The organism is Pseudomonas marginalis, from assembly GCF_001645105.1.
GTDB lineage: Bacteria > Pseudomonadota > Gammaproteobacteria > Pseudomonadales > Pseudomonadaceae > Aquipseudomonas > Aquipseudomonas petroselini.
The window spans coordinates 285,741-312,081 of the sequence record NZ_LKEG01000034.1 but is presented as its reverse complement, the minus strand read 5'-3'; the positions used below and the strand labels follow the sequence as shown (position 1 = coordinate 312,081).

The following is a 26,341-nucleotide window of genomic DNA, read 5'->3' as shown; positions in this document are numbered from 1 at the left end:
TCAACTGCGCCAGAACGGTTTCACTCCTTCCTGGCGCGCCTGCTCCTCGGTCAGCCCGACGTCACGCAACTGCTCGCGGGTCAGGTGCAGCAACGCCCTGCGCGTGTGACGGCGGTGCCAGAACAGGCTCCAGCGGCTGATCTCCCGCGGCGCCGTCGCGCGCGCTTGCCCTGCCTCCAACTCCTGACTGTGTAACGCCAGCCGCACATCGCTCATACCGCTCATGGTGTTGCCCCTCGATTGCTTGTTGCTACGAGTGACAAGCATGAGCGCCGGGGCAAAAGCATTACAGATTCAACTCAATCTTATTAAATCCATACAGACACTGCCTGCGGACGCCTGAATCCTGTATTTTCCCCCTATCTGTACTGGTCTCTCGGGAGTGACCGCCATGACCCTCTACGTCAACCTTGCCGAACTGCTGGGTACACGCATCGAACAGGGCTTCTACCGCCCCGGCGATCGATTGCCTTCCGTACGGGCCCTGAGCGTGGAGCACGGGGTCAGCCTGAGCACCGTGCAACAGGCTTATCGATTGCTGGAAGACAATGGCCTGGCGATGCCCAAACCCAAATCTGGCTATTTTGTGCCGGTCGGCCGAGCGCTGCCGGCCCTGCCCGAAATCGGTCGACCCGCCCAGCGCCCGGTGGAAATATCGCAATGGGACCAGGTGCTGGAACTGATTCGCGCCGTCCCCCGCAAAGACGTCATACAGATGGGCCGTGGTATGCCGGACGTATTGTCACCTACGATCAAGCCCCTGCTGCGCAGCCTGGCCCGTGTGAGCCGGCGCCAGGACTTGCCGGGGCTGTACTACGACAACATCATGGGCTGTATGGAATTACGCGAACAAATTGCGCGACTGTCATTGGATTCCGGCTGCCAACTGACTGCCGACGATATCGTCATCACCACCGGCTGCCATGAAGCGCTGTCCGCCAGCATCCATGCCATTTGCGAGCCGGGTGATATTGTCGCGGTGGATTCACCGAGCTTCCACGGCGCCATGCAGACCCTCAAAGGGCTGGGAATGAAAGCCCTGGAAATCCCCACCGACCCCATCACCGGCATCAGCCTCGAAGCCCTGGAGCTGGCACTGGAACAGTGGCCGATCAAGGTTATCCAGCTCACGCCCAACTGCAACAACCCCTTGGGCTACATCATGCCGGAAGCGCGCAAACGTGCGCTGCTGACCTTGGCCCAGCGCTTTGACGTGGCGATCATCGAAGATGACGTATACGGCGAACTGGCCTACAGCTATCCACGCCCGCGCACCATCAAGTCCTTCGACGAAGACGGCCGAGTATTGTTGTGCAGTTCGTTCTCGAAAACCCTGGCGCCCGGATTGCGCATCGGCTGGGTTGCTCCCGGCCGCTACTTGGAGCGGGTGCTGCACATGAAGTACATCAGCACCGGATCAACCGCCACGCAGCCGCAGATCGCAATAGCCGAATTCCTCAAAGGCGGCCACTTCGAGCCCCATTTGCGGCGGATGCGCACGCAATACCAGCGTAATCGCGACTTGATGCTTGACTGGGTCAGCCGTTATTTCCCGGCAGGTACGCGGGCGAGTCGCCCCCAGGGCAGTTTCATGCTGTGGATCGAACTGCCGGAAGGCTTTGATACGTTGAAGCTCAACCGTGTGCTGATGGAACAAGGCGTGCAGGTGGCCGTAGGCAGCATCTTTTCCGCATCGGGCAAGTACCGCAACTGCCTGCGCATGAACTACGCTGCCAAGCCAACCGCACAGATTGAAGAAGCCGTGCGCAAGGTCGGTGCCGCCGCCAGCAAAATGCTCGCTGAGGTGGCCGACTGACCTTTCGCGGGAAATTGCCGTCATATGCCGACAACCGCCCTGATCTGGAAGCAACTCCCTTGATGATTCAACGGCTATTACCGTTTTTCCTGTTGGGAGCCCTGGCCCTGGGTGGCTGCGCCACTGTGAGCGTACCGCGCATCCCCAGCGACGCCCTGCCCGCCGCGCAATCGTCGTTCGGCCGGTCGATCCAGGCCCAGGCCGCGCCCTATCAAGGGCGCTCCGGTTTCCGCCTGCTGCCCAACAGCAGCGAGGCGTTCATGGCACGTGCCGAGCTGATCCGTAACGCCCAGACCAGCCTCGACCTGCAGTACTACATCGTGCACGACGGCATCAGCACCCGCATGCTGGTGGACGAACTGCTCAAGGCCGCTGACCGCGGCGTGCGCGTGCGTATCCTGCTGGACGACACCACCAGTGATGGCCTGGACCAGATCATCGCCACCCTCGCCGCCCACCCCAAGATCGAGATTCGCCTGTTCAACCCGCTGCACCTAGGGCGCAGCACCGGCGCGACACGGGCCATGGGCCGCTTGTTCAACCTGTCGCTGCAGCATCGGCGCATGCACAACAAGCTGTGGTTGGCGGACAACAGCGTGGCCATCGTCGGCGGGCGCAACCTGGGGGATGAATATTTCGACGCCGAGCCCAACCTGAACTTCACCGACATCGACATGCTCAGCGTGGGGCCGGTGGCTGAGCAGCTCGGCCACAGTTTCGACCAGTACTGGAACAGTGCCCTGAGCAAACCCATTGATGACTTCGTGTCCATTGCGCCGACCCGAGGCGACCTGGCCGCCGCACGCGTGCGACTGGAAGCCTCGCTGGCCGAGTCGCGCCAGCAGAATCACGCGCTGTACAACCGCTTGCGCACCTACCAGACCCAACCGCGCATGGACATCTGGCGCCGCGAGCTGATCTGGGCCTGGAACCAGGCGCTCTGGGATGCGCCGAGCAAGGTGCTGTCCAAGGCCGACCCAGACCCTCGGCTGCTGCTCACGACGCAACTGGCGCCGGAACTCGAAGGGGTCAACCACGAGCTGATCATGATCTCGGCCTACTTCGTGCCGGGGCAACCGGGGCTGGTGTACCTGACCGGGCGCGCCGACGCCGGCGTGTCGGTCAGCCTGCTGACCAACGCGCTCGAAGCCACCGACGTGCCGGCCGTGCACGGCGGTTACGCGCCCTACCGCAAGGCCCTGCTGGAACATGGCGTGAAGCTCTATGAGCTGCGCCGCCAACCTGGGGACGGCGGCGGCAGCGGCCCACACCTGTTTCGGCGCGGTACGTTCCGTGGTTCGGACTCCAGCTTGCACAGCAAGGCGATGATTTTTGATCGGACGAAATCGTTTATCGGCTCCTTCAACTTCGACCCGCGCTCGGTGCTGTGGAACACCGAAGTGGGTGTGCTGGTCGACAGCCCGGAGCTGGCGGAACACGTGCGTAACCTGGCGCTGCAAGGCATGGCCCCGGCCTTGAGCTATGAGGCGAAATTGCAGGATGGCCAGATCGTGTGGGTCACCGAGGACAACGGCCAATTGCACACCCTCACCCGCGAGCCGGGCAACTGGTGGCGGCGCTTCAATGCGTGGTTCGCCACCAGCGTTGGCCTCGAGCGGATGCTCTAAGAAAGACGAAGCCCCACACGCGATTGCATGTCAGGTCAGGCTGGCTGTGCTGCGCCGAAGGCGCCTTGGCGCAGCAACAGCACCACCAGCCCCAGCGCGCCCGCCGCCATCAGCCACGGCAGCGCATGCCCGCTGACCCACTGGCTGCCGGCACCGGCAACCAACGGGCCGATCAGGCAGCCGATACCCCACAACTGCGCCACATGGGCATTGGCGCGCACCAGCGCATCGTCACGGTAACGCTCGCCGATCAGGATCAGCGACAGGGTGAACAAACCGCCGGCACTGGCGCCGAACAGCACCCACACCGGCCAGATCAGCGGCGTGTGCATCAACGGCGCAATGGCCAGGCTCGATGCCAGCAACAACAGCGCACAGCCCAGGAACAACGTGCGTCGCGGCAGGTAGTCGGCCAGCGCACCGATGGGCAGTTGCAGCAGCGCATCGCCGACCACCACCGTGCTGACCATGGCCAGGGCAACTTCGGCGGTGAAGCCTTGCTGCAGGCAATACACCGGCAGCAACGTGAGGATCATCGCCTCGAATGCGGCGAACAGCGCCACCGCCCAGGCAATCGCGGGCAGACTCAGGCAGAAGCGCCACAGTTGCGCGAAGGTCACGCTGAAGGACTCGGCGCTCGGTGCGCCGGCGCGTCCCAGCAGCAACAGCGGCGCCACCATCAGCAGGGCTACGCCCACCCAGAAACCATAATCATGGTCGGTGCCGATCAGGCCCAGCAGCAACGGGCCCGACAGTTGGCTCAAGGCATAACTGCAGCCATACAGGGCCACCAGCCGGCCGCGCCACTGCTCCACTACCAATTGGTTGATCCAGCTTTCGCCGAGGATAAATACGATGGTGAGGATCACGCCGATCATCAGCCGCAACACCAGCCAGACCGGATAGCTGGGCAGGATCGCCAACAAGCCGATGGACACCGCGCCCGCCCACAGGCACAGACGCATGAGGTTGGCCGTGCCGAGCCAGGAGGCCATGCGACTGGAGACCTTGGCGCCCAGCAGCACACCAAACGCGGGCATAGCCGCCATCACGCCAATGGCAAAGCTGCCGTAGCCCCAGCTTTCAAGGCGCAGGGACACCAGCGGCATGCCGACACCCAGCGCCAGGCCGACGCTGAGTACCGAGGCCAGGACGGCGAAATAAGTCGCCCAACGCATTGCCACGCTCCTGTGGATAATTCTTGAGAACACACAAAACAGTGTGGGAGGTGGCTTGCTGTGGTGGGGGGGCTTGTCCCCCGCCGGGTTCACTGAGAATCCGGCGGGCCCGCTTCGCAGCCCAGCGCAGGGCAAGCCTGCTCACCACAGCAAGCCCCACCTTTGGCGAGCGGTGTGGCTTAGAGCTTGATCCAGGTCGACTTCAGCTCGGTGTACTTGTCGAACGCATGCAGCGACTTGTCGCGACCGTTACCCGATTGCTTGAAGCCACCAAACGGCGCAGTCATGTCGCCGCCGTCATATTGGTTGACCCACACGCTACCGGCGCGCAGGGCCTTGGCGGTCAGGTGCGCCTTGGAGATATCGGCTGTCCACACGGCGGCGGCCAGGCCATAGACCGTGTCGTTGGCGATCTTGACCGCTTCCTCGGCGCTGTCGAAGGTGATCACCGACAGGACGGGACCAAAGATCTCTTCCTGGGCGATCTTCATCGCATTGGTCACGCCGTCAAAAATCGTCGGCTCGACATAAGTACCGCCGGTTTCTTCCAAGGTGCGCTTGCCACCGGCGACCAACTTGGCGCCATCGGCATGCCCGGCTTCGATGTACGAGAGCACGGTGTTCATCTGCTGGGTGTCCACCAACGCGCCGACGTTAGTGGCCGGGTCCAGCGGGTTGCCTGGCTTCCAGCCCTTGAGGGCCTCGATCACCAGTGGCAGGAATTTATCCTTGATGGAACGCTCCACCAGCAGGCGCGAACCGGCGGTGCAGACTTCGCCCTGGTTGAAGGCGATAGCGCCGGCGGCGGACTCGGCGGCGGCTTGCAGGTCCGGTGCATCGGCAAACACGATGTTGGGGCTCTTGCCGCCCGCTTCCAGCCATACACGCTTCATGTTCGACTCGCCGGAGCGGATCAACAGTTGCTTGGCGATCTTGGTCGAACCGGTGAACACCAGGGTATCGACGTCCATGTGCAGCGCCAGCGCGTTGCCCACGGTGTGGCCGTAGCCCGGCAGCACGTTGAACACACCTTTTGGAATACCGGCCTCAACGGCCAGGGCCGCGATACGGATGGCGGTCAGTGGGGATTTTTCGGACGGTTTGAGGATCACCGAGTTACCGGTGGACAGCGCCGGGCCGAGTTTCCAGCAGGCCATCATCAGTGGGAAGTTCCACGGCACGATGGCGCCGACGACGCCGACCGGCTCACGGGTCACCAGGCCCAGTTGGTCGTGCGGAGTGGCGGCAACTTCGTCGTAGATTTTGTCGATGGCTTCGCCGCTCCAGCTCAGGGCATTCGCCGCGCCGGGTACGTCGATGTTCAGGGAGTCGCTGATCGGCTTGCCCATGTCCAGGGTTTCAAGCAGCGCCAGCTCTTCGGCATTGGCCTTGAGCAACGCAGCGAAACGGATCATGGTGGCTTTGCGTTTGGCCGGCGCCAGGCGCGACCACACACCGGAGTTGAACGTGGCACGCGCGTTTTCTACGGCGCGCTGGGCGTCGGCGGCGTCACAGCTGGCAACAGTGGCCAGCAGGCGACCATCGACCGGGCTGATGCACTCGAAGGTGTCACCGGAAACAGCGGCGGTGTACTCGCCATTAATGTAAGCGCGGCCTTCGATCTTCAGATCCTTGGCGCGTTGTTCCCAGTCGGCACGGGTCAGGGTGGTCATGCGAGTGTCCTCCTCTTATGGAATACAAGGGCCAGGCGATGTCCCCCGGCAGCCTCAAAGAATGCGTGCCCCGCCAGCCAGCTGTTCGGCTCAAGGCAGCTGCCACCCTAAACCAGCGGCTGGGGATGTTTCAATATATTTGACATAACGTAGGAAAACGCCCTTGCGATGTTCATTTTAATAAACATAGACTTTGGGCTCTCCAACCGCAGGCCAGACGGGACACGCACATGAGCATCCAGGACATCGTCGACTTCAGCCAAGCCAACACCGCCCCAGACCGCTACCGCCCCGCCGCCGAAAAAATCCTCAAGGGTGATCCCGAGCAAACGATCTACAACCACTACAACAGCCCGTGCGGCCAGATGAGCGCCGGGGTGTGGGAAGGTGAGGTCGGGCAATGGAAGGTCAACTACACCGAGCATGAGTACTGCGAGATTGTGCAAGGTGTGTCCGTGCTACGTGATGTCGACGGCAATGCCAAGACCTTGCGCGCGGGTGATCGCTTCGTGATCCCCGCCGGCTTCAGCGGCACCTGGGAAGTGCTGGAGCCTTGCCGCAAGATCTACGTGGTGTTCGAACAGAAAGCCTGACCGGCAAATCACAGGCAAAAAAAAGCCCGGATCGTGAGATACGGGCTTTTTTTCACAAGGAGGAAAATCAATTACTTGATTTTGCCTTCTTTGTAGATCACGTGCTTGCGAACGCGCGGGTCGAACATTTTCTTTTCGAGCTTGTCCGGGGTAGTACGCTTGTTCTTGTCGGTAGTGTAGAAGTGACCAGTACCGGCGCTAGAGATCATTCGAATCAATTCACGCATGATAGAGCTCCTTAGATCTTGCCAGCGGCACGGATTTCGGCCAGCACGACAGTGATGCCACGCTTGTCGATAATGCGCATGCCTTTAGCGGATACGCGCAGACGGACGAAACGTTTCTCTTCTTCAACCCAGAAGCGGTGATGCTGCAGGTTCGGCAGGAAACGACGACGGGTTTTGTTATTTGCGTGGGAAATGTTATTCCCAGTCACCGGACCCTTACCGGTAACTTGACAGACTCTCGACATGCCTCAGCCCTCTAAAACCACATGCCCAACCCGGCATGGGTTGGCCGCTTAATCTCTCAGTCATTTGGCGCCAGGCGCCGCGTTTCTTTAGGGTCTTACCGGCTACACCTACAAGCGAAGGAACCGGGCCCCTAGAAAAGAGCGCTGCTTTATACCAGAAAGACCCCAGTGCAACAACAGCCCGCGTGTTTTTACTGGCGTAAATCTTGGCGACAGACGCCTGAACCGCTGCCAGGAGGGGCCGCTGTCATAGCCGACCGCTCGTCGCACAGAATGATTTACAGCGCGCGCGAACACCGTGAAGTGCTCGACGAAACGCGATGAGGCGCCATCAAAACAGCATTTGGGGCAAAAGCACAGCCAAAAATGGGCTAGTCATTTACCTATCAGACCACTACGGTAGGACTTTTCCAGACTGCACTCGCAGATGGGCCTTCGATCTGCAAAGGAAACCGAACATGCGCCTCGCTGCCCTACCGCTATTGCTAGCCCCTCTATTCATCGCCCCGCTGGCCTCTGCCGCCAGCAATTTGAGCGTCTGCACCGAGGCCAGCCCCGAAGGGTTCGATGTGGTGCAATACAACTCGCTGACCACCACCAACGCCTCGGCCGATGTGCTGATGAACCGCTTGGTGGACTATGACGCGACCAGCGGCAAACTGGTGCCCAGCCTGGCAGACAGTTGGGACGTCTCGCCGGATGGCCTGACCTATACCTTCAAGCTGCACCCGGATGTGAAATTCCATCGCACCGACTACTTCACCCCAAGCCGCACCCTGACCGCCGAAGACGTGCGCTTCAGCTTCGAGCGCATGCTCGACCCGGCCAACCCATGGCACAAGATCGCCCAGAGCGGCTTCCCCCACGCGCAGTCGCTGCAACTGCCGACGCTGGTGAAGAAAATCGACGCCCTCGACCCGCTCACCGTGCGCTTTACCCTGGACCATGCCGACTCCACCTTCCTCGCCGCCCTGAGCATGGGTTTTGCCTCGATCTACCCGGCGGAATACGCCGATAAACTGCTCAAGGCCGGCACGCCGGAAAAGCTCAACAGCCAACCGATCGGCACCGGCCCGTTCATCTTCAGCCGTTTCCAGAAAGACGCCGTGGTGCGCTACAAAGCCAATCCGGACTACTTCGCCGGCAAACCGGCTGTGGATAACTTGATCTTCGCCATCACCCCGGACGCCAACGTGCGCCTGCAGAAGCTGCACCGTGATGAATGCCAGATTGCCCTGTCGCCCAAGCCGCTGGACGTGGGCGAGGCCGAAAAAGACCCGGCGCTCAAGGTCGAGAAAACCGCTGCCTTCATGACCGCCTTCGTGGCCATCAACAGCCAGCACCCGCCCCTGGACAAACCTGAAGTGCGCCAGGCGATCAACCTGGCCTTCGACAAGGGCAGCTACCTCAAAGCCGTGTTTGAAGGGACCGCCGACGCCGCCAACGGCCCTTACCCGCCCAACACCTGGAGCTACGCCAAGGACTTGCCCGGTTACCCGCAAGACCTTGCCAAGGCCAAGGCACTGCTGGACCGCGCCGGTCTGAAGGACGGTTTCAAGACCACCCTCTGGACCCGCCCCACCGGCAGCCTGCTGAACCCGAACCCGAACCTCGGTGCCCAACTGCTGCAGGCTGACCTGGCCAAGGTCGGCATCCAGGCCGAGATCCGTGTGATCGAATGGGGCGAGCTGATCCGCCGCGCCAAAGCCGGCGAACACGACCTGCTGTTCATGGGCTGGGCCGGCGACAACGGCGACCCGGATAACTTCCTGACCCCGCAGTTCTCGTGCGCGGCAGTGAAATCCGGCACCAACTTCGCCCGCTACTGCGACCCAACGCTGGACAAGCTGATCAGCGCCGGCAAGACCACCAGCGAGCAAGGGGTGCGCAGCAAGCTCTACCAGCAGGCCCAGGCGCAGATCCAGCAGCAGGCACTGTGGCTGCCGCTCGCGCACCCTACGGCGTTTGCCCTGGCCCGCAAGAATGTCGAGGGCTACCAGGTGAGCCCATTCGGGCGCCAGGATTTCTCGAAGGTCAGCGTCAAGCCCTAAGCTGCACGCTGCAAGCCCACTTGAGGCTTGCAGCTTCACCCGTTCATTTGCTGCTTCTACAGCCACCCATATTCCGCCATCGACAACGGGTCGCCGTCTCCTACGATGATGTGATCGAGGACCCGCACATCCACCACTTCCAAGGCCTTTTGCAGCAACTTGGTCAATTTTCGATCAGCTGCGCTCGGCTCAAGGCTGCCGGAAGGATGGTTATGGCAAAGGATCAGCGCCGCCGCGTTATAGGCCAGGGCGCGCTTGACCACCTGCCGGGGGTAAACCATCGCCGCGTCGATGGTGCCTTGGGACAAGGCCTCGAAACCCAGCACCCTGTGCCTTGAATCAAGGAACAGACAGCCGAAGATCTCGTGGGGCTCATGCCGCAGCATCGCCTTGAGGTAATCGCGCACGGCCTTCGGGCTCTCCAGCACCGAGTCATGTCGCAGGCGTTCGGCCATGTGCCGCTTGGCCATTTCCAGTACCGCCTGCAACTGGGCAAACTTCGCCGGCCCCAAGCCCAATTGTTGGTTGAACAGTGCCTGACTGGCCTCCAACAACGGGCGCAAGCCGCCGAATTGCGCCAACAGATGGCGCGCCAGGTCCACTGCGCTCCTGCCGGAAACCCCTGTACGCAAGAAGATCGCCAGCAGCTCGGCATCCGACAGACTCGCCGCGCCCCATTCCAAAAGCTTTTCTCGCGGCCGCTCCGCCGCCGGCCAATCGCGAATACTCATCCCTGCTCCCTCTCCCTATACGCCATGTGCACCGCTGTTGACTCGCGGACGCTGTGTTATCGTAGGCCCTCTTTTTTGCATGTGATTTCCCCTGGGGAGGGGGCATCGCAGGCGTCACTGAACTGGCATCACTGAACTGGAAAGGCAAACCAATGCAGCGTCTGTATCGGAAACGCATCGTTCTCGGCGTTGGCGGCGGCATTGCCGCCTACAAGAGCGCAGAGCTGGTCCGCAGGCTCCTGGACCAGGGCGCCGAAGTGCGCGTGGTCATGACGCGCGGCGGCAGTGAGTTCATTACTCCACTGACCATGCAGGCGTTGTCCGGGCACCCGGTTCACCTGGACCTGCTGGACCCCGCGGCCGAAGCCGCCATGGGCCATATCGAGCTGGCCAAATGGGCCGACCTGGTGCTGATCGCGCCCGCTACCGCCGACCTGATCGCGCGACTGGCCCAAGGCATTGCCGATGACCTGCTGACCACCCTGGTACTGGCCACCGACGCCACCGTCGCCATCGCCCCGGCCATGAACCAGGCCATGTGGCGCGACCCGGCCACCCAGGCCAACACTCAACTCCTGCAAAGCCGTGGCCTCAAGGTGTTCGGCCCGGCGTCCGGCAGCCAAGCCTGCGGCGACGTCGGCATGGGCCGGATGCTCGAAGCCACCGACCTGGCGCTGTGCGCCGCCGAGTGCTTCCAACACCTGGCCATGACCGGCAAGCACGTGCTGATTACGGCTGGCCCGACCCAGGAAAACATCGACCCGGTGCGCTACATCACCAACCATAGCTCAGGAAAAATGGGCTTCGCCTTGGCCGAAGCGGCGGTCGAGGCAGGCGCACGTGTCACCTTGATCACCGGTCCGGTGCATTTGCCGACCCCTGATCGGGTCACGCGAATCGACGTAGTCAGCGCCCGCGACATGCTGGCGGCCTGTGAGGCCGCTATTCCGTGCGACCTGTTTATCGCCTCGGCAGCGGTTGCGGACTACCGCCCGGAAGTCGTCGCCCCGCAAAAACTCAAGAAAGACCCTACAAGCGGTGATGGCCTGCTCCTGCAAATGGTGCGCAACCCAGACATCCTGGCCACCATCGCCACGCGTCCGGACCGTCCGTTCAGTGTCGGCTTCGCCGCCGAGACTGAGCATTTGCTGGATTACGCCGCACGCAAATTGAAAGACAAAAACCTCGACCTGATCGTGGCCAATGATGTCGCCAACCCGAGCATCGGCTTCAACAGCGAGGAAAACGCCTGCAGCGTGATCGACCGCGAGCTGCACGCCACCCTTTTCGCCCAGACCAGCAAGGGCAAGATTGCCCGCCAACTGATCTCTTTTATCGCCCAACGGCTGAACCAGGTTTAATTTCCATGCACGCTTTGCAAGCCAAGATCCTCGATCCACGCATCGGCAACGAATTCCCACTGCCGGCCTACGCCACACCGGGCTCCGCCGGCCTCGACCTGCGCGCCATGCTCAAGGAAGACACCGTGCTTGAGCCGGGCCAGACCCTGCTGATTCCGACCGGCCTGTCGATCTACGTTGGCGACCCTGGCCTGGCGGCGCTGATCCTGCCGCGCTCCGGCCTGGGCCACAAACACGGCATCGTGCTGGGCAACCTGGTGGGCCTGATCGACTCGGACTACCAAGGCGAGCTGATGGTGTCGTGCTGGAACCGTGGCCAGACCGCGTTCAACATCGCCGTAGGCGAGCGAATCGCCCAGCTGGTACTGGTACCGGTGGTGCAGGCACACTTTGAACTGGTAGAAGAGTTTGATGAGACCCAGCGTGGCGCAGGCGGCTTTGGGCATTCCGGCAGTCACTGACTAAGCTGAATCTGGCCGGGCGCCGTTGCCCGGCCCGACGCCACCGCAAGGCTTTTCAGGACGAAGAATGCGCGGACTTTATCAGCGAGATTTCCCCATAAAAATCAATGTGTTACGTAGACAGCGGGAAGAAGCCAGCACGCTGCTGGCACTTTTGCACCACGAACTCTCTGCCGAAAACACCGTCATACCCTTCAGTTTGAGCCTGCCGGTCAGCCACATTAAGGCCAGCCTTGCCCCCTTCAGATGGAGTTTCCCCCCGCGATGAGTACCGCAGCCCGAGTAGCCCCGACATTCCCCGACAGCATCTTTCGCGCCTACGACATCCGTGGCGTGGTGCCTAAGACGCTGACTGCCGAAACCGCCTACTGGATTGGCCGCGCCATCGGCTCACAGAGCCTGGCCCAGGATGAGCCCAATGTGTCGGTCGGCCGTGACGGTCGCCTGTCCGGCCCGGAGTTGGTGGAACAACTGATCCAGGGCCTGGCCGACAGCGGTTGCCATGTGAGTGATGTCGGCCTGGTGCCGACCCCAGCGCTGTACTACGCAGCCAACGTACTGGCCGGCAAGTCCGGGGTGATGCTCACGGGCAGCCATAACCCGTCGGACTACAACGGTTTCAAGATCGTCATCGCTGGCGACACCCTGGCCAACGAACAGATCCAGGCCCTGCACAACCGCCTGAAAACCAACGACCTGACCAGCGGTAAGGGCACCATCACCAAAGTCGACATCTTGCAGCGCTACTCTGACGAAATCACCCGTGACGTCAAACTTGAGCGCCGCCTGAAAGTGGTGGTGGACTGCGGCAACGGCGCGGCCGGCGTGATCGCCCCACAGCTGCTCGAAGCCCTGAACTGCGAAGTGATCCCCTTGTTCTGCGAGGTCGACGGCAACTTCCCCAACCACCATCCGGACCCGGGTAAGCCTGAAAACCTGGTTGACCTGATCGCCAAGGTCAAGGAAACCGGGGCTGACGTCGGCCTGGCCTTTGACGGCGACGGCGACCGCGTGGGGGTGGTGACTGAAACCGGCGAAATCGTATTCCCGGACCGCCTGCTGATGCTGTTCGCCCGCGACGTGGTTGCACGTAACCCAGGCGCCGAGATCATTTTCGACGTGAAGTGCACCCGCCGCCTCACGCCGCTGATCAAGGAATACGGCGGTCGCCCGCTAATGTGGAAGACCGGTCACTCGTTGATCAAAAAGAAAATGAAAGAAACCGGCGCGCTGTTGGCCGGCGAAATGAGTGGTCACGTGTTCTTCAAGGAGCGCTGGTTCGGCTTTGACGACGGCATTTACAGTGCCGCACGCCTGCTGGAGATCCTCAGCAAGGAAAAATCCACCGCCGAAGAGCTGTTCCAGACCTTCCCGAACGATATTTCTACGCCAGAGATCAATATCCATGTGACCGAGGAGAGCAAATTCAGCATCATTGACGCACTGCACGATGCGCAATGGGGCGAAGGCGCCAACCTGACCACCATTGATGGTGTGCGAGTCGATTACGCCAAAGGCTGGGGCCTGGTTCGCGCGTCCAACACCACACCGGTGCTGGTCCTGCGTTTCGAGGCGGATACCGAGGCTGAGTTGCAGCGCATCAAGGACGTGTTCCACGCCCAGTTGAAACGTGTTGCCCCTGATCTCCAATTACCGTTCTGATTTTTTACCGGAGCCCTGAATGACCCTCGAACGCGAAGCCGCTGCCAATACCGCCAAGGTCCTTTCCGAAGCGTTGCCTTACATTCGACGCTACGTCGGCAAGACGCTGGTGATCAAGTACGGCGGCAATGCCATGGAAAGCGACGAGCTGAAAACCGGCTTTGCCCGCGACATCGTGTTGATGAAAGCCGTGGGGATCAACCCGGTAGTGGTCCACGGTGGCGGCCCGCAAATCGGCGACCTGCTCAAGCGTTTGTCGATCGAGAGTCACTTCATCGATGGCATGCGCGTCACTGACGCGCAGACCATGGACGTGGTGGAGATGGTCCTTGGCGGCCAGGTCAACAAGGACATCGTCAACCTGATCAACCGCCACGGCGGCAGCGCCATCGGCCTGACCGGCAAGGATGCGGAGCTGATCCGTGCGAAAAAACTGACCGTGACTCGTCAGACGCCGGAAATGACCCAGCCGGAAATCATCGACATCGGCCAGGTAGGCGAAGTGATCGGTATCAATACCGACCTGCTGAACCTGCTGGTCAAGGGCGACTTCATTCCCGTGATCGCACCGATCGGCGTGGGCGCCAATGGCGAGTCCTACAACATTAACGCCGACTTGGTGGCCGGCAAGGTGGCTGAAGCGCTGAAGGCTGAAAAGCTGATGCTGCTGACCAACATCGCCGGCTTGATGGACAAGGAAGGCAAGGTATTGACCGGCCTGACGACCCAACAGGTCGACGAGCTGATCGCCGACGGCACCATCTACGGTGGCATGCTGCCGAAGATCCGTTGCGCGCTGGAAGCGGTGCAAGGCGGCGTGGGCAGCTCGCTGATCCTCGACGGCCGGGTGCCGAATGCGATCCTGCTGGAAATCTTCACCGATACCGGTGTGGGCACCCTGATCAGTAACCGCAAGCGTCCTTAAACGCCAAAAAACAAAAAGGCCCTGCTCAATCTGATTGAGCAGGGCTTTTTTATACAGGCGATTAACTTGAGCCTTGCGGTGATCCAAATGTGGGAGGGGGCTTGCTCCCGATAGCGGTGGGTCAGTGCTGAAAATACCAACTGATACACCGCCATCGGGAGCAAGCCCCCTCCCACACTAGCCCTCACACACAAGGGGGCTCTGTGTCAGACGCCGAATTGCTCACGGTACGCACGAACAGCAGGCAAATGCTGCTTGAGCTGCGGATCATCTTCCAGGAACTGCAGCACCTGGTTCAGCGACACGATGCTCACCACCGGAATACCGAAATCACGCTCCACTTCCTGGATCGCCGACAACTCACCGTTGCCACGCTCCTGGCGGTTCAGCGCGATCAACACGCCGGCAGCCTTGGCGCCATCCTGGGAGGCGATGATCTGCATCACCTCACGGATGGCGGTGCCAGCGGTGATCACGTCGTCGATGATCAGCACGTCGCCGGTCAGCGGTGCGCCCACCAGGCTCCCGCCTTCGCCATGGGCCTTGGCCTCCTTGCGGTTGAAGCACCACGGCAGGTCCTGCCCGTGATGTTCAGCCAGGGCCACGGCTGTCGCGGCGGCCAGGGGAATGCCCTTGTAGGCTGGGCCAAACAACACATCAAAGGAAATACCGCTTTCAACGATGGCTGCCGCATAGAAACGACCCAGCTGAGCCAGGGCCGAACCGGAGTTGAACAAGCCCGCATTGAAGAAGTACGGGCTGGTGCGCCCGGACTTGAGGGTGAACTCACCGAAGCGCAAAACGCCGCGATCGATGGCAAAACGAATGAAATCGCGTTGATACGCCTGCATGAAAAAAGCCTCAGATACCACGGATTTAGCTAATTAGGTAGACGGCGTGTATCATACACGCACGCGATTTTTGGGGCCATTTATGCGGATCATCAGTGTGAACGTTAATGGTATTCAGGCTGCAGTCGAGCGTGGTTTGCTCAGTTGGCTGCAAGCCCAGAATGCCGACGTCATCTGCCTGCAGGATACCCGCGCCTCCGCCTTTGAACTGGACGACCCAGCCTTCCAACTGGATGGCTACTTCCTTTATGCCTGCGATGCCGAAGTGCCCACCCAAGGTGGCGTGGCTTTGTATTCGCGGTTGCAACCCAAGGCGGTCATCAGCGGCCTCGGCTTCGAGACAGCCGACCGCTACGGGCGCTACCTGCAAGCCGATTTCGATAAGGTCAGCATCGCGACCTTGCTGCTCCCTTCGGGGCAGAACGGCGATGAAGACTTGAACCAGAAGTTCAAGCTAATGGACGATTTCGCCCGTTACCTGGACAAACAGCGGCGCAAACGTCGCGAGTACATTTATTGTGGCTCGCTGTACGTGGCGCAACAGAAGCTGGATATCAAGAACTGGCGCGACAGCCAGCAATCTCCAGGCTTCCTGGCGCCGGAACGCGCCTGGATGGACGAGATTGTCGGCAACATGGGCTATGTCGACGCACTGCGCGAAGTCAGCCGCGAAGGCGACCAGTACAGCTGGTGGCCGGATAACGAACAGGCTGAGATGCTCAACCTGGGCTGGCGTTTCGACTACCAGTTGCTGACCCCCGGCCTGCGCCGGTTCGTTCGCAGCGCACGCCTGCCGCGCCAGCCACGCTTCTCGCAGCACGCGCCGCTGATCGTGGACTACGACTGGACATTGACCATCTGAGGTCTTTTTCCAGGCACAAAAAAACCGACATCGCTGTCGGTTTTTTTGTGCCTGTTCATTATTTGATCACGCGCCAGGTCAGCGGATAGCGATAGGCGATCCCCTTGTTGGCCTTGATGCTACCAATGATGGTCAGCACCACCGTGGCGATCGCCAGGGCGAACATCAGGAAAAAGCCAATCACCGCGAAGGCCAGCACGATGCAAGTTATCCAGGCGATGGCCACGGTGATCTGGAAGTTCAGGGCTTCCTTGCCCTGATCATCAATGAACGGGTCCACTTCTTTCTTCATCTGCCACAGGATCAGCGGCCCCACGACACTGCCGAAGGGGAACACAAACCCCAGAAACGCCGCGAGATGGCACAACATTGCCCCCTGGCGCACTTCGTAGGAAGGCGTGGGCACTGGCATCTGGTTGTCATTCATGGCGTTTCTCCTTGAGGCCGACTCAGTCAGCCAGGGCGGCGTTCTGCAGTTCGAAAATCTCGGTCATGCCTTTCTGGGCCAGGGCCAGCATGGCGTTCAGGTCGGCCGGCTGAAATGGCGCACCTTCGGCAGTGCCCTGCACTTCGATGAAACCACCGGTGCTGGTCATGACCACGTTCAGGTCGGTCTCGGCGGCCGAGTCTTCCAGGTAGTCCAGGTCCAGCACTGGCTCGCCCTGGTACATGCCTACCGATACGGCAGCGATCATCTGCTTGAGCGGGTCGCCCGCTTTCAGGCCGCCGCGCTTCTTGATCACTTTCAGTGCGTCGACCAAGGCCACCATGGCGCCGGTGATGGACGCGGTACGGGTGCCGCCGTCGGCCTGGATCACATCACAGTCGACGTAGAGGGTCACGTCGCCCAGCTTGGACATGTCCAGGGCTGCGCGCAGGGAACGGCCGATCAAACGCTGGATTTCCAGGGTGCGACCGCCTTGCTTGCCACGGCTGGCTTCACGCTGGTTACGCTCGCCGGTGGCGCGCGGCAGCATGCCATACTCGGCGGTCAACCAACCCTGGCCCTGGCCTTTAAGGAACCGCGGCACGCCGTTTTCAACGCTGACGGTGCAGATAACCTTGGTATCGCCAAACTCGACCAGTACAGACCCCTCGGCGTGTTTGGTGTAGTTGCGGGTGATGCGGATCGAGCGGAGCTGATCGGCAGCGCGACCACTTGGACGTTTCATAGGGAGACACCTGTACTGAGGACGAAAAACTGCCGAGCATTATAGAGCCGTGAACCGGTTCGGGGCACTGCTAAAAAATCCGGTTACGAATGCTCGGTTTGGGCGCGCTCCTCCCACTGCGCTACAATCCTGCGCCTTCTTAACCATCAGCCCGTGTTTGCGGGACTGCAACGCGAGGTACCTCCATGGTGCACAGCATGACCGCCTTCGCCCGCGTCGAAAAAGCCGGCGTACAAGGCACCCTGAGCTGGGAACTGCGCTCGGTCAACAGCCGCTACCTGGAGCCGCACCTGCGCCTACCGGAGTCATTCCGCGACCTCGAAGGCGCCGTGCGTGAAGCGCTGCGCCAGGGCATTTCCCGCGGCAAGCTGGAATGCACCCTGCGCTTTACCGAAGAAACCACCGGCAAGCCGCTGCAGGTCGACCGCGACCGCGCCGCGCAACTGGTGGCCGCCGCCGAAACCATCGCCGGCCTGATCAAGCAGCCGGCCGCGCTCAACCCCCTGGAAGTGCTGGCCTGGCCCGGTGTACTGGTGGCCGACGCCACCGACCCGCAGGCCCTCAATGCCGAAGCCCTGGCCCTGTTCAACCAGGGCCTCAAGGAGCTTAAGGCCGGCCGCGAGCGCGAAGGCGCCGAGCTGGCACGCCTGATCAACGAGCGCCTGACCTCCATCGAAGAAGACGTGGTCACCCTGCGTGAGCTGGTCCCGCAGATGCTTGCCACCCAGCGCCAGAAGGTGCTCGACCGCTTCGCCGACATGAAGGCCGACCTTGACCCGACACGCCTGGAGCAGGAAATGGTCCTGCTGGCGCAGAAGAGCGACGTCGCCGAAGAACTCGACCGCCTGAGCACCCACATCCTTGAAGTGCGCCGCGTGCTCAAGTCCGGCGGTGCCGCCGGTCGGCGCCTGGACTTCCTGATGCAGGAACTCAACCGCGAAGCCAATACACTGGGCTCCAAGGCTTTCGATCCGCGCAGCACCACGGCGGCGGTCAACCTCAAAGTGTTGATCGAGCAGATGCGCGAACAAGTACAGAATATTGAGTAAGGCAACCTCCATGACCCACAGCACCGGCACCCTTTACATCATTTCCGCCCCTTCGGGCGCGGGCAAGAGCAGCCTGGTCAAGGCCCTGACCGACGCTGACGAGCAGATCCGCATCTCGGTCTCCCACACCACCCGCGCCATGCGCCCGGGTGAGGTGAACGGCGTGCACTATCACTTCGTCGAGCGCACCGAGTTCGTCAAGATGATCGAACATGGCGACTTCCTCGAGCGCGCCGAAGTGTTCGGCAACCTCTACGGCACGTCGCAGAGCCACTTGCAGCAGACCCTGGACGAAGGCCACGACCTGATCCTGGAAATCGACTGGCAGGGCGCCGAGCAAGTGCGCCAGTTGATGCCCAAGGCGCGTTCGATCTTCATCCTGCCGCCGTCCCTGGAGGCGTTGCACCAGCGCTTGACCAACCGTGGCCAGGACAGTGACGAGATCATCGAAGGCCGCATGCGTGAAGCCGTCAGCGAAATGAGCCACTACGTCGACTACGACTACCTGATCATCAACGACGATTTTGCCCATGCACTGGATGATTTGAAGGCGATTTTCCGCACCAATCAGCTCCAGCAAAAACGCCAACAGCAGCGTTTCGGCAAATTACTCGCCGAACTGCTCGGCTGATTGGCTCTTCCCAAAACCGCTGCAAGGGCTTTACATTGGCGCCTGTAGCGGTTTTGCGAGGGCCTGCGAAAAATCAGCGCTTCCCTAAACGCTGGTGATTTTTTAAACTGTTTAGTCCGCTCGCCCAACCGGGCAGCGCGCATCTTGCATTCGCTCCGAGGAATACCATGGCCCGCGTAACCGTTGAAGACTGCCTAGAACACGTGGATAACCGCTTTGAGCTGGTCATGCTCTCTACCAAGCGTGCCCGTCAACTGGCCACTGGCGGCAAAGAGCCGTTGGTCCAGTGGGAAAACGACAAGCCTACCGTTGTAGCCCTGCGTGAAATCGCTGAAGGCCTGATGAGCTACGAGTTCATCGCCAACGCTGAAATCGTTGAAGACGAACCGCTGTTTGCAGCGTTCGAGGACGAGTCCAACGAGGCCGTCTAAGCCTATGCCTGGTCGACGTAGCACGGCGCGGGGTCACAGCCAACGGCAGGAGTTCATCCTTTGCCGAGCATAGACGCCCTCGCCGATCGCTTATCGACCTACCTCGGCCCAGACCAGGTCAACCTGGTCCGCCGAGCGTATTTCTACGCCGAACAAGCCCACGACGGCCAACGCCGCCGCAGTGGCGAGGCGTATGTCACCCATCCTCTTGCGGTGGCAAATATTCTGGCCGACATGCACATGGACCATCAGAGCCTGATGGCCGCGATGCTGCATGACGTGATCGAAGACACCGGCATCGCCAAGGAAGCGCTCAGCGCGCAATTTGGCGAAACCGTGGCCGAACTGGTCGATGGGGTCAGCAAACTGACCCAGATGAACTTCGAGACCAAGGCCGAAGCCCAGGCGGAAAACTTCCAGAAGATGGCCATGGCCATGGCACGCGACATCCGCGTGATCCTGGTCAAGCTGGCCGACCGGCTGCACAACATGCGCACGCTGGAAGTGCTGTCCGGCGAAAAACGTCGGCGCATCGCCAAGGAAACCCTGGAAATCTACGCGCCCATCGCCAACCGGCTGGGCATGCACGCCATTCGTATCGAATTCGAAGACCTCGGTTTCAAGGCCATGCACCCGATGCGTTCGGCGCGCATCTACCAGGCGGTCAAGCGCGCACGGGGCAACCGCAAGGAAATCGTCAACAAGATCGAAGAGTCGCTGAGCCATTGCCTGGCGATCGACGAGATCGAGGGCGAAGTCAGCGGCCGACAAAAACACATCTACGGCATCTACAAAAAGATGCGCGGCAAGCGCCGGGCCTTCAACGAGATCATGGACGTGTACGCGTTCCGGATCATCGTCGACAAGGTCGACACCTGCTACCGCGTGCTGGGCGCTGTGCATAATTTGTACAAACCCCTGCCGGGCCGCTTCAAGGATTACATCGCGATTCCCAAGGCCAACGGCTACCAGTCGCTGCATACCACGCTGTTCGGTATGCACGGGGTGCCGATCGAGATCCAGATCCGCACCCGCGAAATGGAAGAGATGGCCAACAACGGCATCGCCGCCCATTGGCTGTACAAATCCAGCGGCGACGAGCAGCCCAAAGGTACACATGCCCGCGCCCGCCAGTGGGTCAAGGGCGTGCTGGAAATGCAGCAACGTGCCGGCAACTCCCTGGAATTCATCGAAAGCGTGAAGATCGACCTGTTCCCGGACGAGGTCTACGTGTTCACGCCCAAAGGTCGGATCATGGAGCTGCCCAAAGGCTCCACCGCTGTCGACTTTGCCTACGCCGTGCACACCGACGTGGGCAACAGCTGCATCGCCTGTCGGATCAATCGCCGTCTCGCACCGCTGTCCGAACCGCTGCAAAGCGGCTCCACGGTCGAGATCGTCAGCGCTCCAGGCGCTCGCCCGAACCCGGCGTGGCTCAACTTTGTGGTTACCGGCAAGGCGCGCACGCACATCCGTCACGCTTTGAAACTGCAGCGCCGTTCCGAGTCCATCAGCCTGGGCGAACGCCTGCTGAACAAGGTGCTCAACGGTTTCGACAGTGCCTTGGACAAGATCCCGCAGGAGCGCGTGCAAGCGATGCTCCACGAGTACCGCCAGGAAACCATCGAAGACCTGCTGGAAGATATCGGCCTGGGCAACCGCATGGCTTATGTCGTCGCACGCCGCCTGCTCGGCGAAGGCGAACAGCTGCCAAGCCCGGAAGGCCCGCTGGCGATTCGCGGCACCGAGGGCTTGGTGCTCAGCTACGCCAAGTGCTGCACACCGATCCCAGGCGACCCGATTGTCGGCCACTTGTCGGCGGGCAAAGGCATGGTGGTGCACCTGGACAACTGCCGCAACATCACCGAAATCCGTCACAACCCGGAAAAATGCATCCAGCTGTCCTGGGCCAAGGACGTCACCGGCGAATTTAACGTCGAACTGCGGGTGGAACTCGAACACCAGCGCGGCCTGATCGCCCTGCTGGCCAGCAGCGTCAACGCGGCCGACGGCAATATCGAGAAAATCAGCATGGACGAGCGCGATGGCCGCATCAGCGTGGTCCAGTTGGTGGTCAGCGTCCACGACCGCGTGCACCTGGCCCGCGTGATCAAGAAACTGCGTGCCTTGACCGGGGTCATCCGCATCACCCGCATGCGCGCATAGCGCTTCAGCGTGCCCACTTATTACAAGGAGTCATTCATGACCAAGACTGTTATCACCAGCGACAAAGCCCCTGCTGCCATCGGCACTTATTCCCAGGCGATCAAGGCGGGCAACACCGTCTACATGTCCGGCCAGATCCCATTGGACCCAAAGACCATGGAACTGGTGGAAGGCTTCGAAGCACAGACCGTACAGGTCTTCGAAAACCTCAAGTCGGTTGCTGAAGCCGCTGGCGGTTCGTTCAAAGACATCGTCAAGCTGAACATCTTCCTCACCGACCTGAGCCACTTCGCCAAGGTCAACGAGATCATGGGCAAGTACTTCGAACAGCCCTACCCAGCCCGCGCCGCCATCGGTGTGGCCGCCCTGCCCAAGGGTGCACAGGTTGAGATGGACGCCATTCTGGTCATCGAGTAAAACACCCGGCGCAGCCCGCACAGGCTGCGCCGACTTCGTTTCGAAAGGATTTCATGATGCGCAAAGCGCTTGTAGCCTCATCAATGCTCGCCCTGTTGCTTAGCGGCTGCGCCAGCAACCCTGCGGACCTGGATGTGAGCGGCACCTGGATCAACCAGGTCGCCATCGATGCGGCAGCCAAGGGCGGCCCTTTGCGTGAAGCCTTGCAGAGCTTTGGCCCGAACCTCGAGTGGGAGGTCAATTCCAAGGCCTCGCAAGCGCGCTATTACAACGGTTTTGAAGTGGCCGAAGGCAAGTTGCTGGGTGAAAAATCCGGCGCCTGGAGCGTGGACTTCTACGGCAGTTCCGCCACCGAACTCAAGCGCAAAGGCAAGCAACTGCTGCAAGTGGCCAACGACAACGAGCCTGAACAGCTGTTTGCCCGCGCCAAAGAGCCAGCTCCCGAAGGCGCGCCGCTGGGTGCCAACTTCGAGCGGGCACTGTACGCGGCCTACCTGGGCGGCGACTGGAAGATCAGCGACGGCTTCGGCAGCGGCGCCATCGTGCAGTTCCAGGCTGACGGCAAGGTCGCCGGCCTGCCTAATGTTGATCGGTACTCGCTGTGCCTGGCCGGTGATTGCGCCTCAATGAGCGGTGGCTACGACAGCATCTGGCTGCAACTCAATGGCCAGGGCAACCCGTGGATCTTTGTGCGCAAGGGCAAGCAACTGGAGATTTTCCAGGCGGTGAATACCGCGCAGGCCGACGAAGTACCTCAGTTCACACCCGGCCCCCGTCAATGGCTGCTGGTAAAACAATAGCCGCCATGCCGCAAATCCAAATGTGGGAGGGGGCTTGCCCCCGATTGCAGTACATCAGCTAATACAACTGTGGCTGACACTCCGCTATCGGGGGCAAGCCCCCTCCCACATTTTTTGACTGCGTTTCAGCCCTTGAGGATCGCAGCATAGCCTTCGCGATAAGTCGGGTAGGTCGGCGTCCAACCCAACGCTTTCGCCCGGGCATTGCTGCACTGCTTGCTGCCCGCCCGCCGCACACTGGCGTCCTCAGCCCACTCGGTCACCCCAAGGAATTCGCGCAACCATCCCACCACTTCGGCCAGTGGCGCGGGCGCATCGTCAACGCCGATGTAGACCTTGTCCAACGCACCGCCGCTTTCCACGTGCCGCAACAAAAACGCCAGCAAACCCGCTGCGTCCTCCGCGTGAATGCGGTTGCCATATAAAGGTGGGTCGACTGCTACACGGTAGCCTTGGCGGACCTGGGTCAGCAGCCATTCGCGGCCCGGACCGTAGATGCCGGTCAGGCGGACAATGCTGGCAGGGATGCCGCTGTCAAGCGCCACTTGCTCAGCCTCCAACATCACTTGCCCGGAATACCCCTTCGCCTGAGTCTCCGACGTTTCGTCGACCCACTCGCCATTCTGCTGCCCGTAGACGCTGCTGCTGGAGACAAACAGCAGGTGCCTGGGCTCCTGGCCGTAGTCGCCCAACCACTCCAGTACATGTTTCAGCCCTTGTACGTAAGCGGCGCGATAACCGGCTTCGTCGTGATCCGTCGCGGCGGCGCAGTACACCAGGTAATCCACCCCGCCGATCGGCCAGGTGTCGGGGCAATCTTTCTTGAACAGGTCGCCGGCGATGCCGATCACGCCGTCGGGAAGCCGCGAAACATCGCGGCGCAGGCCATGCACCTCCCAGCCGGAGGCGAGCAACTGGCTGGCCAGCCGACTCCCCACATCGCCACAACCCGCAATCACAACCGAAGGCGCTGACATCACAAAACTCCCTACTGAAAGGTCTAGGTTAGCCTTCGCAGATGACCGTCGGCCAGAAAAAGGGCAAATAAAGTTACTGTATTACTTCTGTTAACAAGAATTACTTGCAATAATAACCGCCCATTTGTCCTCGACCCCTGGGTCTGGAAGGACGATCACTCATTTTTTTACTCAGGTCCGGCCAGCATGACACGTAATACAACCCCCGCTTCGCCAACCAAGCTTCACAGCCCATCCCGCGCCTGGCGCGCGATTGCTGCGCTGCTGTTCAGCGTACTGCTGGCACCGACCGCCGCCTTCGCTGATGCCACCGCACCCGCTACCCCGCCTGCAGCCGCAGCACCGGCAGCGCCTGCTACAGCGCCCGCTGCCACCGACCCGGCCCAGGCTGCTGATCCAGCCTCCGCCGACGACACCGGTGTGGTGCTGGAAGAAGACAACACCCTGGGCATGGCCCACGACCTGTCGCCATGGGGCATGTACCAGAACGCTGACGTGGTGGTGAAAGCCGTCATGATCGGCCTGGCCATCGCCTCGATCATCACCTGGACCATCTGGATCGCCAAAGGCTTCGAGCTGCTGGGCGCCAAACGCCGTCTGCGTAACGAAATCGTCCACCTGAAAAAGGCCACCACCCTCAAGGAAGCCAGCGAAAGCGCGACCAAGAAAGGCACCCTGGCCAACACGCTGGTGCACGACGCGCTGGAAGAAATGCGCCTGTCGGCCAACGCCCGCGAAAAAGAAGGCATCAAGGAACGTGTGGCCTTCCGCCTGGAGCGCCTGGTGGCGGCCTGCGGTCGTAACATGAGCAGCGGCACCGGCGTGCTGGCGACCATTGGTTCCACTGCGCCCTTCGTCGGCCTGTTCGGTACCGTGTGGGGCATCATGAACAGCTTTATCGGTATCGCCAAAACCCAGACCACCAACCTCGCCGTCGTTGCCCCCGGCATCGCCGAAGCCCTGCTGGCGACCGCCCTGGGCCTGGTTGCCGCGATTCCTGCGGTGGTGATCTACAACGTCTTCGCCCGTTCGATTGCCGGCTACAAGGCTCAGGTATCGGACGCGTCGGCGGAAGTCCTGCTGCTGGTCAGCCGCGACCTCGATCACCTGCCTACCGAGCGCAGCTCGCAACCGCACATGGTGAAAGTGGGGTAATCGGCCATGGGCCTGCATTTGAATCAAGGCGACGACGAACTCGTCGAGAACCACGAAATCAACGTCACGCCGTTTATCGACGTGATGCTGGTGCTGCTGATCATCTTCATGGTGGCGGCACCCCTGGCCACCGTGGACATCAAGGTTGACCTGCCCGCGTCCAGCGCCAAGCCGGCACCGCGACCAGAGAAACCGATATTCCTCAGCGTCAAGGCGGACCAACGCCTGTTCCTGGGCGAAGAGGAAGTCAAGGCTGAAACCCTGGGTCCGGTGCTCGACGCCAAGACCCAAGGCAAAAAAGACACGACGATCTTCTTCCAGGCCGACAAGGGCGTGGACTACGGCGACCTGATGAGCGTGATGGATGCCCTGCGGGCAGCCGGCTACCTCAAGGTAGGCCTGGTCGGACTTGAGACGGCAGCCAAGAAATGATCACGACGCGCCACAAACTGACGCGTTATGGCACCAGCCTCGCCGTCGTACTGGGCGTGCATGCCATCGCGATTGCTATCGCGCTTCATTGGTCGGCGCCGCGCACGGTGCAGTTGCCACCGGCTGCCATGGTCATCGACCTGGCCCCGATGCCAGCGCCACCACCGCCGGCACCGCCCAAAGTGGTAACGCCGCCGCAACCGCCTGCACCGGTAGAAGAGCTGCCCCTGCCGAAACTGGCCGAGGCCCCCAAGCCGACAATCCAGGTGCCCAAGCCGGTCAAGCCCAAGCCTAAACCGCAGCCGCCCAAGCCGGTGGAGAAGAAGATCGAGCCGCCCAAGGAGAAACCCTCCGAGGACCCGCCGAGCGACGCTCCGCCGACCCAAGCGCCGGCTGAAAAATCGGCCCAACCGGTACCTGGCCCGTCGCCACAACAGATCGCCGCCAAAGCGTCCTGGGAAGGCACCCTGCTGGCACACTTGCAGAAGTACAAGAAATACCCGCCAGGTGCCCAGGCCCGTGGCAAGGAAGGCTTGAACCGCCTGAAGTTCGTGGTGGATGCCGACGGTAACGTGCTGTCCTACGAGTTGGTCGGCCGCTCCGGCAACGCCGACCTGGACCGTGCCACCCTGGACATGATCCGTCGTGCCCAGCCGCTGCCCAAGCCGCCGGCGGACATGCTCAAAGGTGGCAGCATCGAGATCGTTGCACCGTTCGTGTACAACATCGAGAAACGCCGCCGCTAAAGGCACACAGGAAGCAATGTGGGAAGGGGCTTGCCCCTCCCACATTTTGGTTTCATCGCACAAGAAAATTCCCGACTACTCTCCGCTCAATCCCTACCAAA

27 protein-coding genes and 1 pseudogene are annotated in these 26,341 nt (G+C 61.3%); 18 read left to right on the top strand and 10 right to left on the bottom strand.

The window, feature by feature from the left end:
- Window positions 1-225: a DUF1127 domain-containing protein gene (locus AO064_RS10740; protein WP_064053256.1), complete on the bottom strand. Its 225-nt coding sequence runs from the start codon at window positions 223-225 to the stop codon at window positions 1-3.
- A gap of 166 nt (window positions 226-391) precedes the next feature.
- Between AO064_RS10740 and AO064_RS10735 the strand changes: the two genes are divergently transcribed.
- The gene (locus AO064_RS10735) at window positions 392-1,816 is read left to right on the top strand and encodes an aminotransferase-like domain-containing protein (protein ID WP_064053255.1); all 1,425 of its coding nucleotides are present in this window, start codon (window positions 392-394) and stop codon (window positions 1,814-1,816) included.
- Window positions 1,817-1,878: 62 nt separating this feature from the next.
- Window positions 1,879-3,444 carry a phospholipase D family protein gene (locus AO064_RS10730; RefSeq protein WP_064053254.1) on the top strand — a complete coding sequence of 522 codons (1,566 nt, stop codon included), beginning with the start codon at window positions 1,879-1,881 and terminating at the stop codon, window positions 3,442-3,444.
- A 35-nt stretch (window positions 3,445-3,479) separates the two neighbouring features.
- On the opposite strand, the gene AO064_RS10725 is transcribed toward AO064_RS10730, so the two are convergent.
- On the bottom strand, window positions 3,480-4,622 hold the full coding sequence (locus AO064_RS10725; protein WP_064053253.1) for an MFS transporter: 1,143 nt from the start codon (window positions 4,620-4,622) through the stop codon (window positions 3,480-3,482).
- A 179-nt stretch (window positions 4,623-4,801) separates the two neighbouring features.
- Complete coding sequence (locus AO064_RS10720; protein ID WP_064053252.1) at window positions 4,802-6,295, bottom strand: aldehyde dehydrogenase; 1,494 nt, start codon at window positions 6,293-6,295, stop codon at window positions 4,802-4,804.
- Window positions 6,296-6,525: 230 nt separating this feature from the next.
- Here AO064_RS10720 and AO064_RS10715 point away from each other — a divergent pair, with 230 nt between their 5' ends.
- A complete protein-coding gene (locus AO064_RS10715) occupies window positions 6,526-6,888 on the top strand; it encodes a cupin domain-containing protein (protein WP_064053251.1) in 363 nt (120 codons plus the stop codon).
- A gap of 71 nt (window positions 6,889-6,959) precedes the next feature.
- Here AO064_RS10715 and rpmG read toward each other — a convergent pair whose 3' ends face one another.
- Together rpmG and rpmB are read right to left on the bottom strand one after the other, a co-directional pair.
- Entirely contained in the window at window positions 6,960-7,115 is a 156-nt protein-coding gene (gene rpmG, locus AO064_RS10710) for a 50S ribosomal protein L33 (protein ID WP_003176906.1), read from the bottom strand.
- Between the two features lie 11 nt (window positions 7,116-7,126).
- Window positions 7,127-7,360 carry a 50S ribosomal protein L28 gene (gene rpmB, locus AO064_RS10705; protein WP_003176907.1) on the bottom strand — a complete coding sequence of 78 codons (234 nt, stop codon included), beginning with the start codon at window positions 7,358-7,360 and terminating at the stop codon, window positions 7,127-7,129.
- 458 nt (window positions 7,361-7,818) lie between these two features.
- Here rpmB and AO064_RS10700 point away from each other — a divergent pair, with 458 nt between their 5' ends.
- Complete coding sequence (locus AO064_RS10700; protein ID WP_064053250.1) at window positions 7,819-9,411, top strand: ABC transporter substrate-binding protein; 1,593 nt, start codon at window positions 7,819-7,821, stop codon at window positions 9,409-9,411.
- A 56-nt stretch (window positions 9,412-9,467) separates the two neighbouring features.
- Here the strand turns inward: AO064_RS10700 and radC are convergent, their stop codons facing one another.
- Window positions 9,468-10,142, bottom strand: coding sequence for a RadC family protein (gene radC, locus AO064_RS10695; protein WP_015886529.1), 675 nt, complete (start codon window positions 10,140-10,142; stop codon window positions 9,468-9,470).
- Between the two features lie 152 nt (window positions 10,143-10,294).
- Here radC and coaBC point away from each other — a divergent pair, with 152 nt between their 5' ends.
- The 4 genes and pseudogenes from coaBC to argB all read left to right on the top strand — a co-directional run bounded on the left by coaBC (window position 10,295) and on the right by argB (window position 14,551).
- Entirely contained in the window at window positions 10,295-11,503 is a 1,209-nt protein-coding gene (gene coaBC, locus AO064_RS10690) for a bifunctional phosphopantothenoylcysteine decarboxylase/phosphopantothenate--cysteine ligase CoaBC (protein WP_064053249.1), read from the top strand.
- A gap of 5 nt (window positions 11,504-11,508) precedes the next feature.
- Complete coding sequence (gene dut / locus AO064_RS10685; protein WP_010207501.1) at window positions 11,509-11,964, top strand: dUTP diphosphatase; 456 nt, start codon at window positions 11,509-11,511, stop codon at window positions 11,962-11,964.
- Between the two features lie 240 nt (window positions 11,965-12,204).
- A pseudogene (locus AO064_RS10675) lies at window positions 12,205-13,626 on the top strand (phosphomannomutase/phosphoglucomutase); the annotation flags it as partial.
- Window positions 13,627-13,645: 19 nt separating this feature from the next.
- A complete protein-coding gene (argB, locus tag AO064_RS10670; protein ID WP_015886532.1) occupies window positions 13,646-14,551 on the top strand; it encodes an acetylglutamate kinase in 906 nt (301 codons plus the stop codon).
- Window positions 14,552-14,757: 206 nt separating this feature from the next.
- Here argB and pyrE read toward each other — a convergent pair whose 3' ends face one another.
- Window positions 14,758-15,402, bottom strand: coding sequence for an orotate phosphoribosyltransferase (pyrE, locus tag AO064_RS10665; protein WP_003195489.1), 645 nt, complete (start codon window positions 15,400-15,402; stop codon window positions 14,758-14,760).
- Window positions 15,403-15,484: 82 nt separating this feature from the next.
- Here pyrE and AO064_RS10660 point away from each other — a divergent pair, with 82 nt between their 5' ends.
- On the top strand, window positions 15,485-16,264 hold the full coding sequence (locus AO064_RS10660; RefSeq protein WP_003195493.1) for an exodeoxyribonuclease III: 780 nt from the start codon (window positions 15,485-15,487) through the stop codon (window positions 16,262-16,264).
- A gap of 58 nt (window positions 16,265-16,322) precedes the next feature.
- Here the strand turns inward: AO064_RS10660 and AO064_RS10655 are convergent, their stop codons facing one another.
- Both AO064_RS10655 and rph read right to left on the bottom strand, forming a co-directional pair.
- Complete coding sequence (locus tag AO064_RS10655; RefSeq protein ID WP_064053247.1) at window positions 16,323-16,691, bottom strand: DUF4870 domain-containing protein; 369 nt, start codon at window positions 16,689-16,691, stop codon at window positions 16,323-16,325.
- Between the two features lie 22 nt (window positions 16,692-16,713).
- The gene (rph, locus tag AO064_RS10650) at window positions 16,714-17,436 is read right to left on the bottom strand and encodes a ribonuclease PH (protein ID WP_010207511.1); all 723 of its coding nucleotides are present in this window, start codon (window positions 17,434-17,436) and stop codon (window positions 16,714-16,716) included.
- A 185-nt stretch (window positions 17,437-17,621) separates the two neighbouring features.
- On the opposite strand from rph, the gene AO064_RS10645 reads away from it, so the two are divergent.
- The 6 genes from AO064_RS10645 (at window position 17,622) to AO064_RS10620 (ending at window position 22,930) form a co-directional block, all read left to right on the top strand.
- On the top strand, window positions 17,622-18,485 hold the full coding sequence (locus tag AO064_RS10645) for a YicC/YloC family endoribonuclease (RefSeq protein WP_064053246.1): 864 nt from the start codon (window positions 17,622-17,624) through the stop codon (window positions 18,483-18,485).
- 10 nt (window positions 18,486-18,495) lie between these two features.
- On the top strand, window positions 18,496-19,116 hold the full coding sequence (gmk, locus tag AO064_RS10640) for a guanylate kinase (protein WP_010168203.1): 621 nt from the start codon (window positions 18,496-18,498) through the stop codon (window positions 19,114-19,116).
- A gap of 167 nt (window positions 19,117-19,283) precedes the next feature.
- Window positions 19,284-19,547 carry a DNA-directed RNA polymerase subunit omega gene (gene rpoZ, locus AO064_RS10635; RefSeq protein WP_003176920.1) on the top strand — a complete coding sequence of 88 codons (264 nt, stop codon included), beginning with the start codon at window positions 19,284-19,286 and terminating at the stop codon, window positions 19,545-19,547.
- A gap of 60 nt (window positions 19,548-19,607) precedes the next feature.
- Entirely contained in the window at window positions 19,608-21,713 is a 2,106-nt protein-coding gene (gene spoT, locus AO064_RS10630) for a bifunctional GTP diphosphokinase/guanosine-3',5'-bis pyrophosphate 3'-pyrophosphohydrolase (RefSeq protein ID WP_015886535.1), read from the top strand.
- Between the two features lie 36 nt (window positions 21,714-21,749).
- Window positions 21,750-22,130 (top strand): RidA family protein, encoded by a 381-nt coding sequence (locus AO064_RS10625; RefSeq protein ID WP_003176922.1) that lies wholly within the window; start codon window positions 21,750-21,752, stop codon window positions 22,128-22,130.
- A gap of 56 nt (window positions 22,131-22,186) precedes the next feature.
- Window positions 22,187-22,930: a hypothetical protein gene (locus AO064_RS10620; protein ID WP_064053245.1), complete on the top strand. Its 744-nt coding sequence runs from the start codon at window positions 22,187-22,189 to the stop codon at window positions 22,928-22,930.
- 125 nt (window positions 22,931-23,055) lie between these two features.
- Here the strand turns inward: AO064_RS10620 and AO064_RS10615 are convergent, their stop codons facing one another.
- Window positions 23,056-23,907: an SDR family oxidoreductase gene (locus AO064_RS10615; protein ID WP_064053244.1), complete on the bottom strand. Its 852-nt coding sequence runs from the start codon at window positions 23,905-23,907 to the stop codon at window positions 23,056-23,058.
- Between the two features lie 186 nt (window positions 23,908-24,093).
- On the opposite strand from AO064_RS10615, the gene exbB reads away from it, so the two are divergent.
- Genes exbB through AO064_RS10600 form a run of 3 tightly spaced genes read left to right on the top strand, consistent with a single transcriptional unit; the run spans window position 24,094 to window position 26,240 of the window.
- Window positions 24,094-25,062 carry a tonB-system energizer ExbB gene (gene exbB, locus AO064_RS10610; RefSeq protein ID WP_064053243.1) on the top strand — a complete coding sequence of 323 codons (969 nt, stop codon included), beginning with the start codon at window positions 24,094-24,096 and terminating at the stop codon, window positions 25,060-25,062.
- 6 nt (window positions 25,063-25,068) lie between these two features.
- Entirely contained in the window at window positions 25,069-25,494 is a 426-nt protein-coding gene (gene exbD / locus AO064_RS10605) for a TonB system transport protein ExbD (RefSeq protein WP_003195519.1), read from the top strand.
- Window positions 25,491-26,240 (top strand): TonB family protein, encoded by a 750-nt coding sequence (locus AO064_RS10600; protein WP_015886539.1) that lies wholly within the window; start codon window positions 25,491-25,493, stop codon window positions 26,238-26,240. Before exbD ends, AO064_RS10600 begins: the two co-directional genes overlap by 4 nt.
- Window positions 26,241-26,341: the final 101 nt, after the last annotated feature.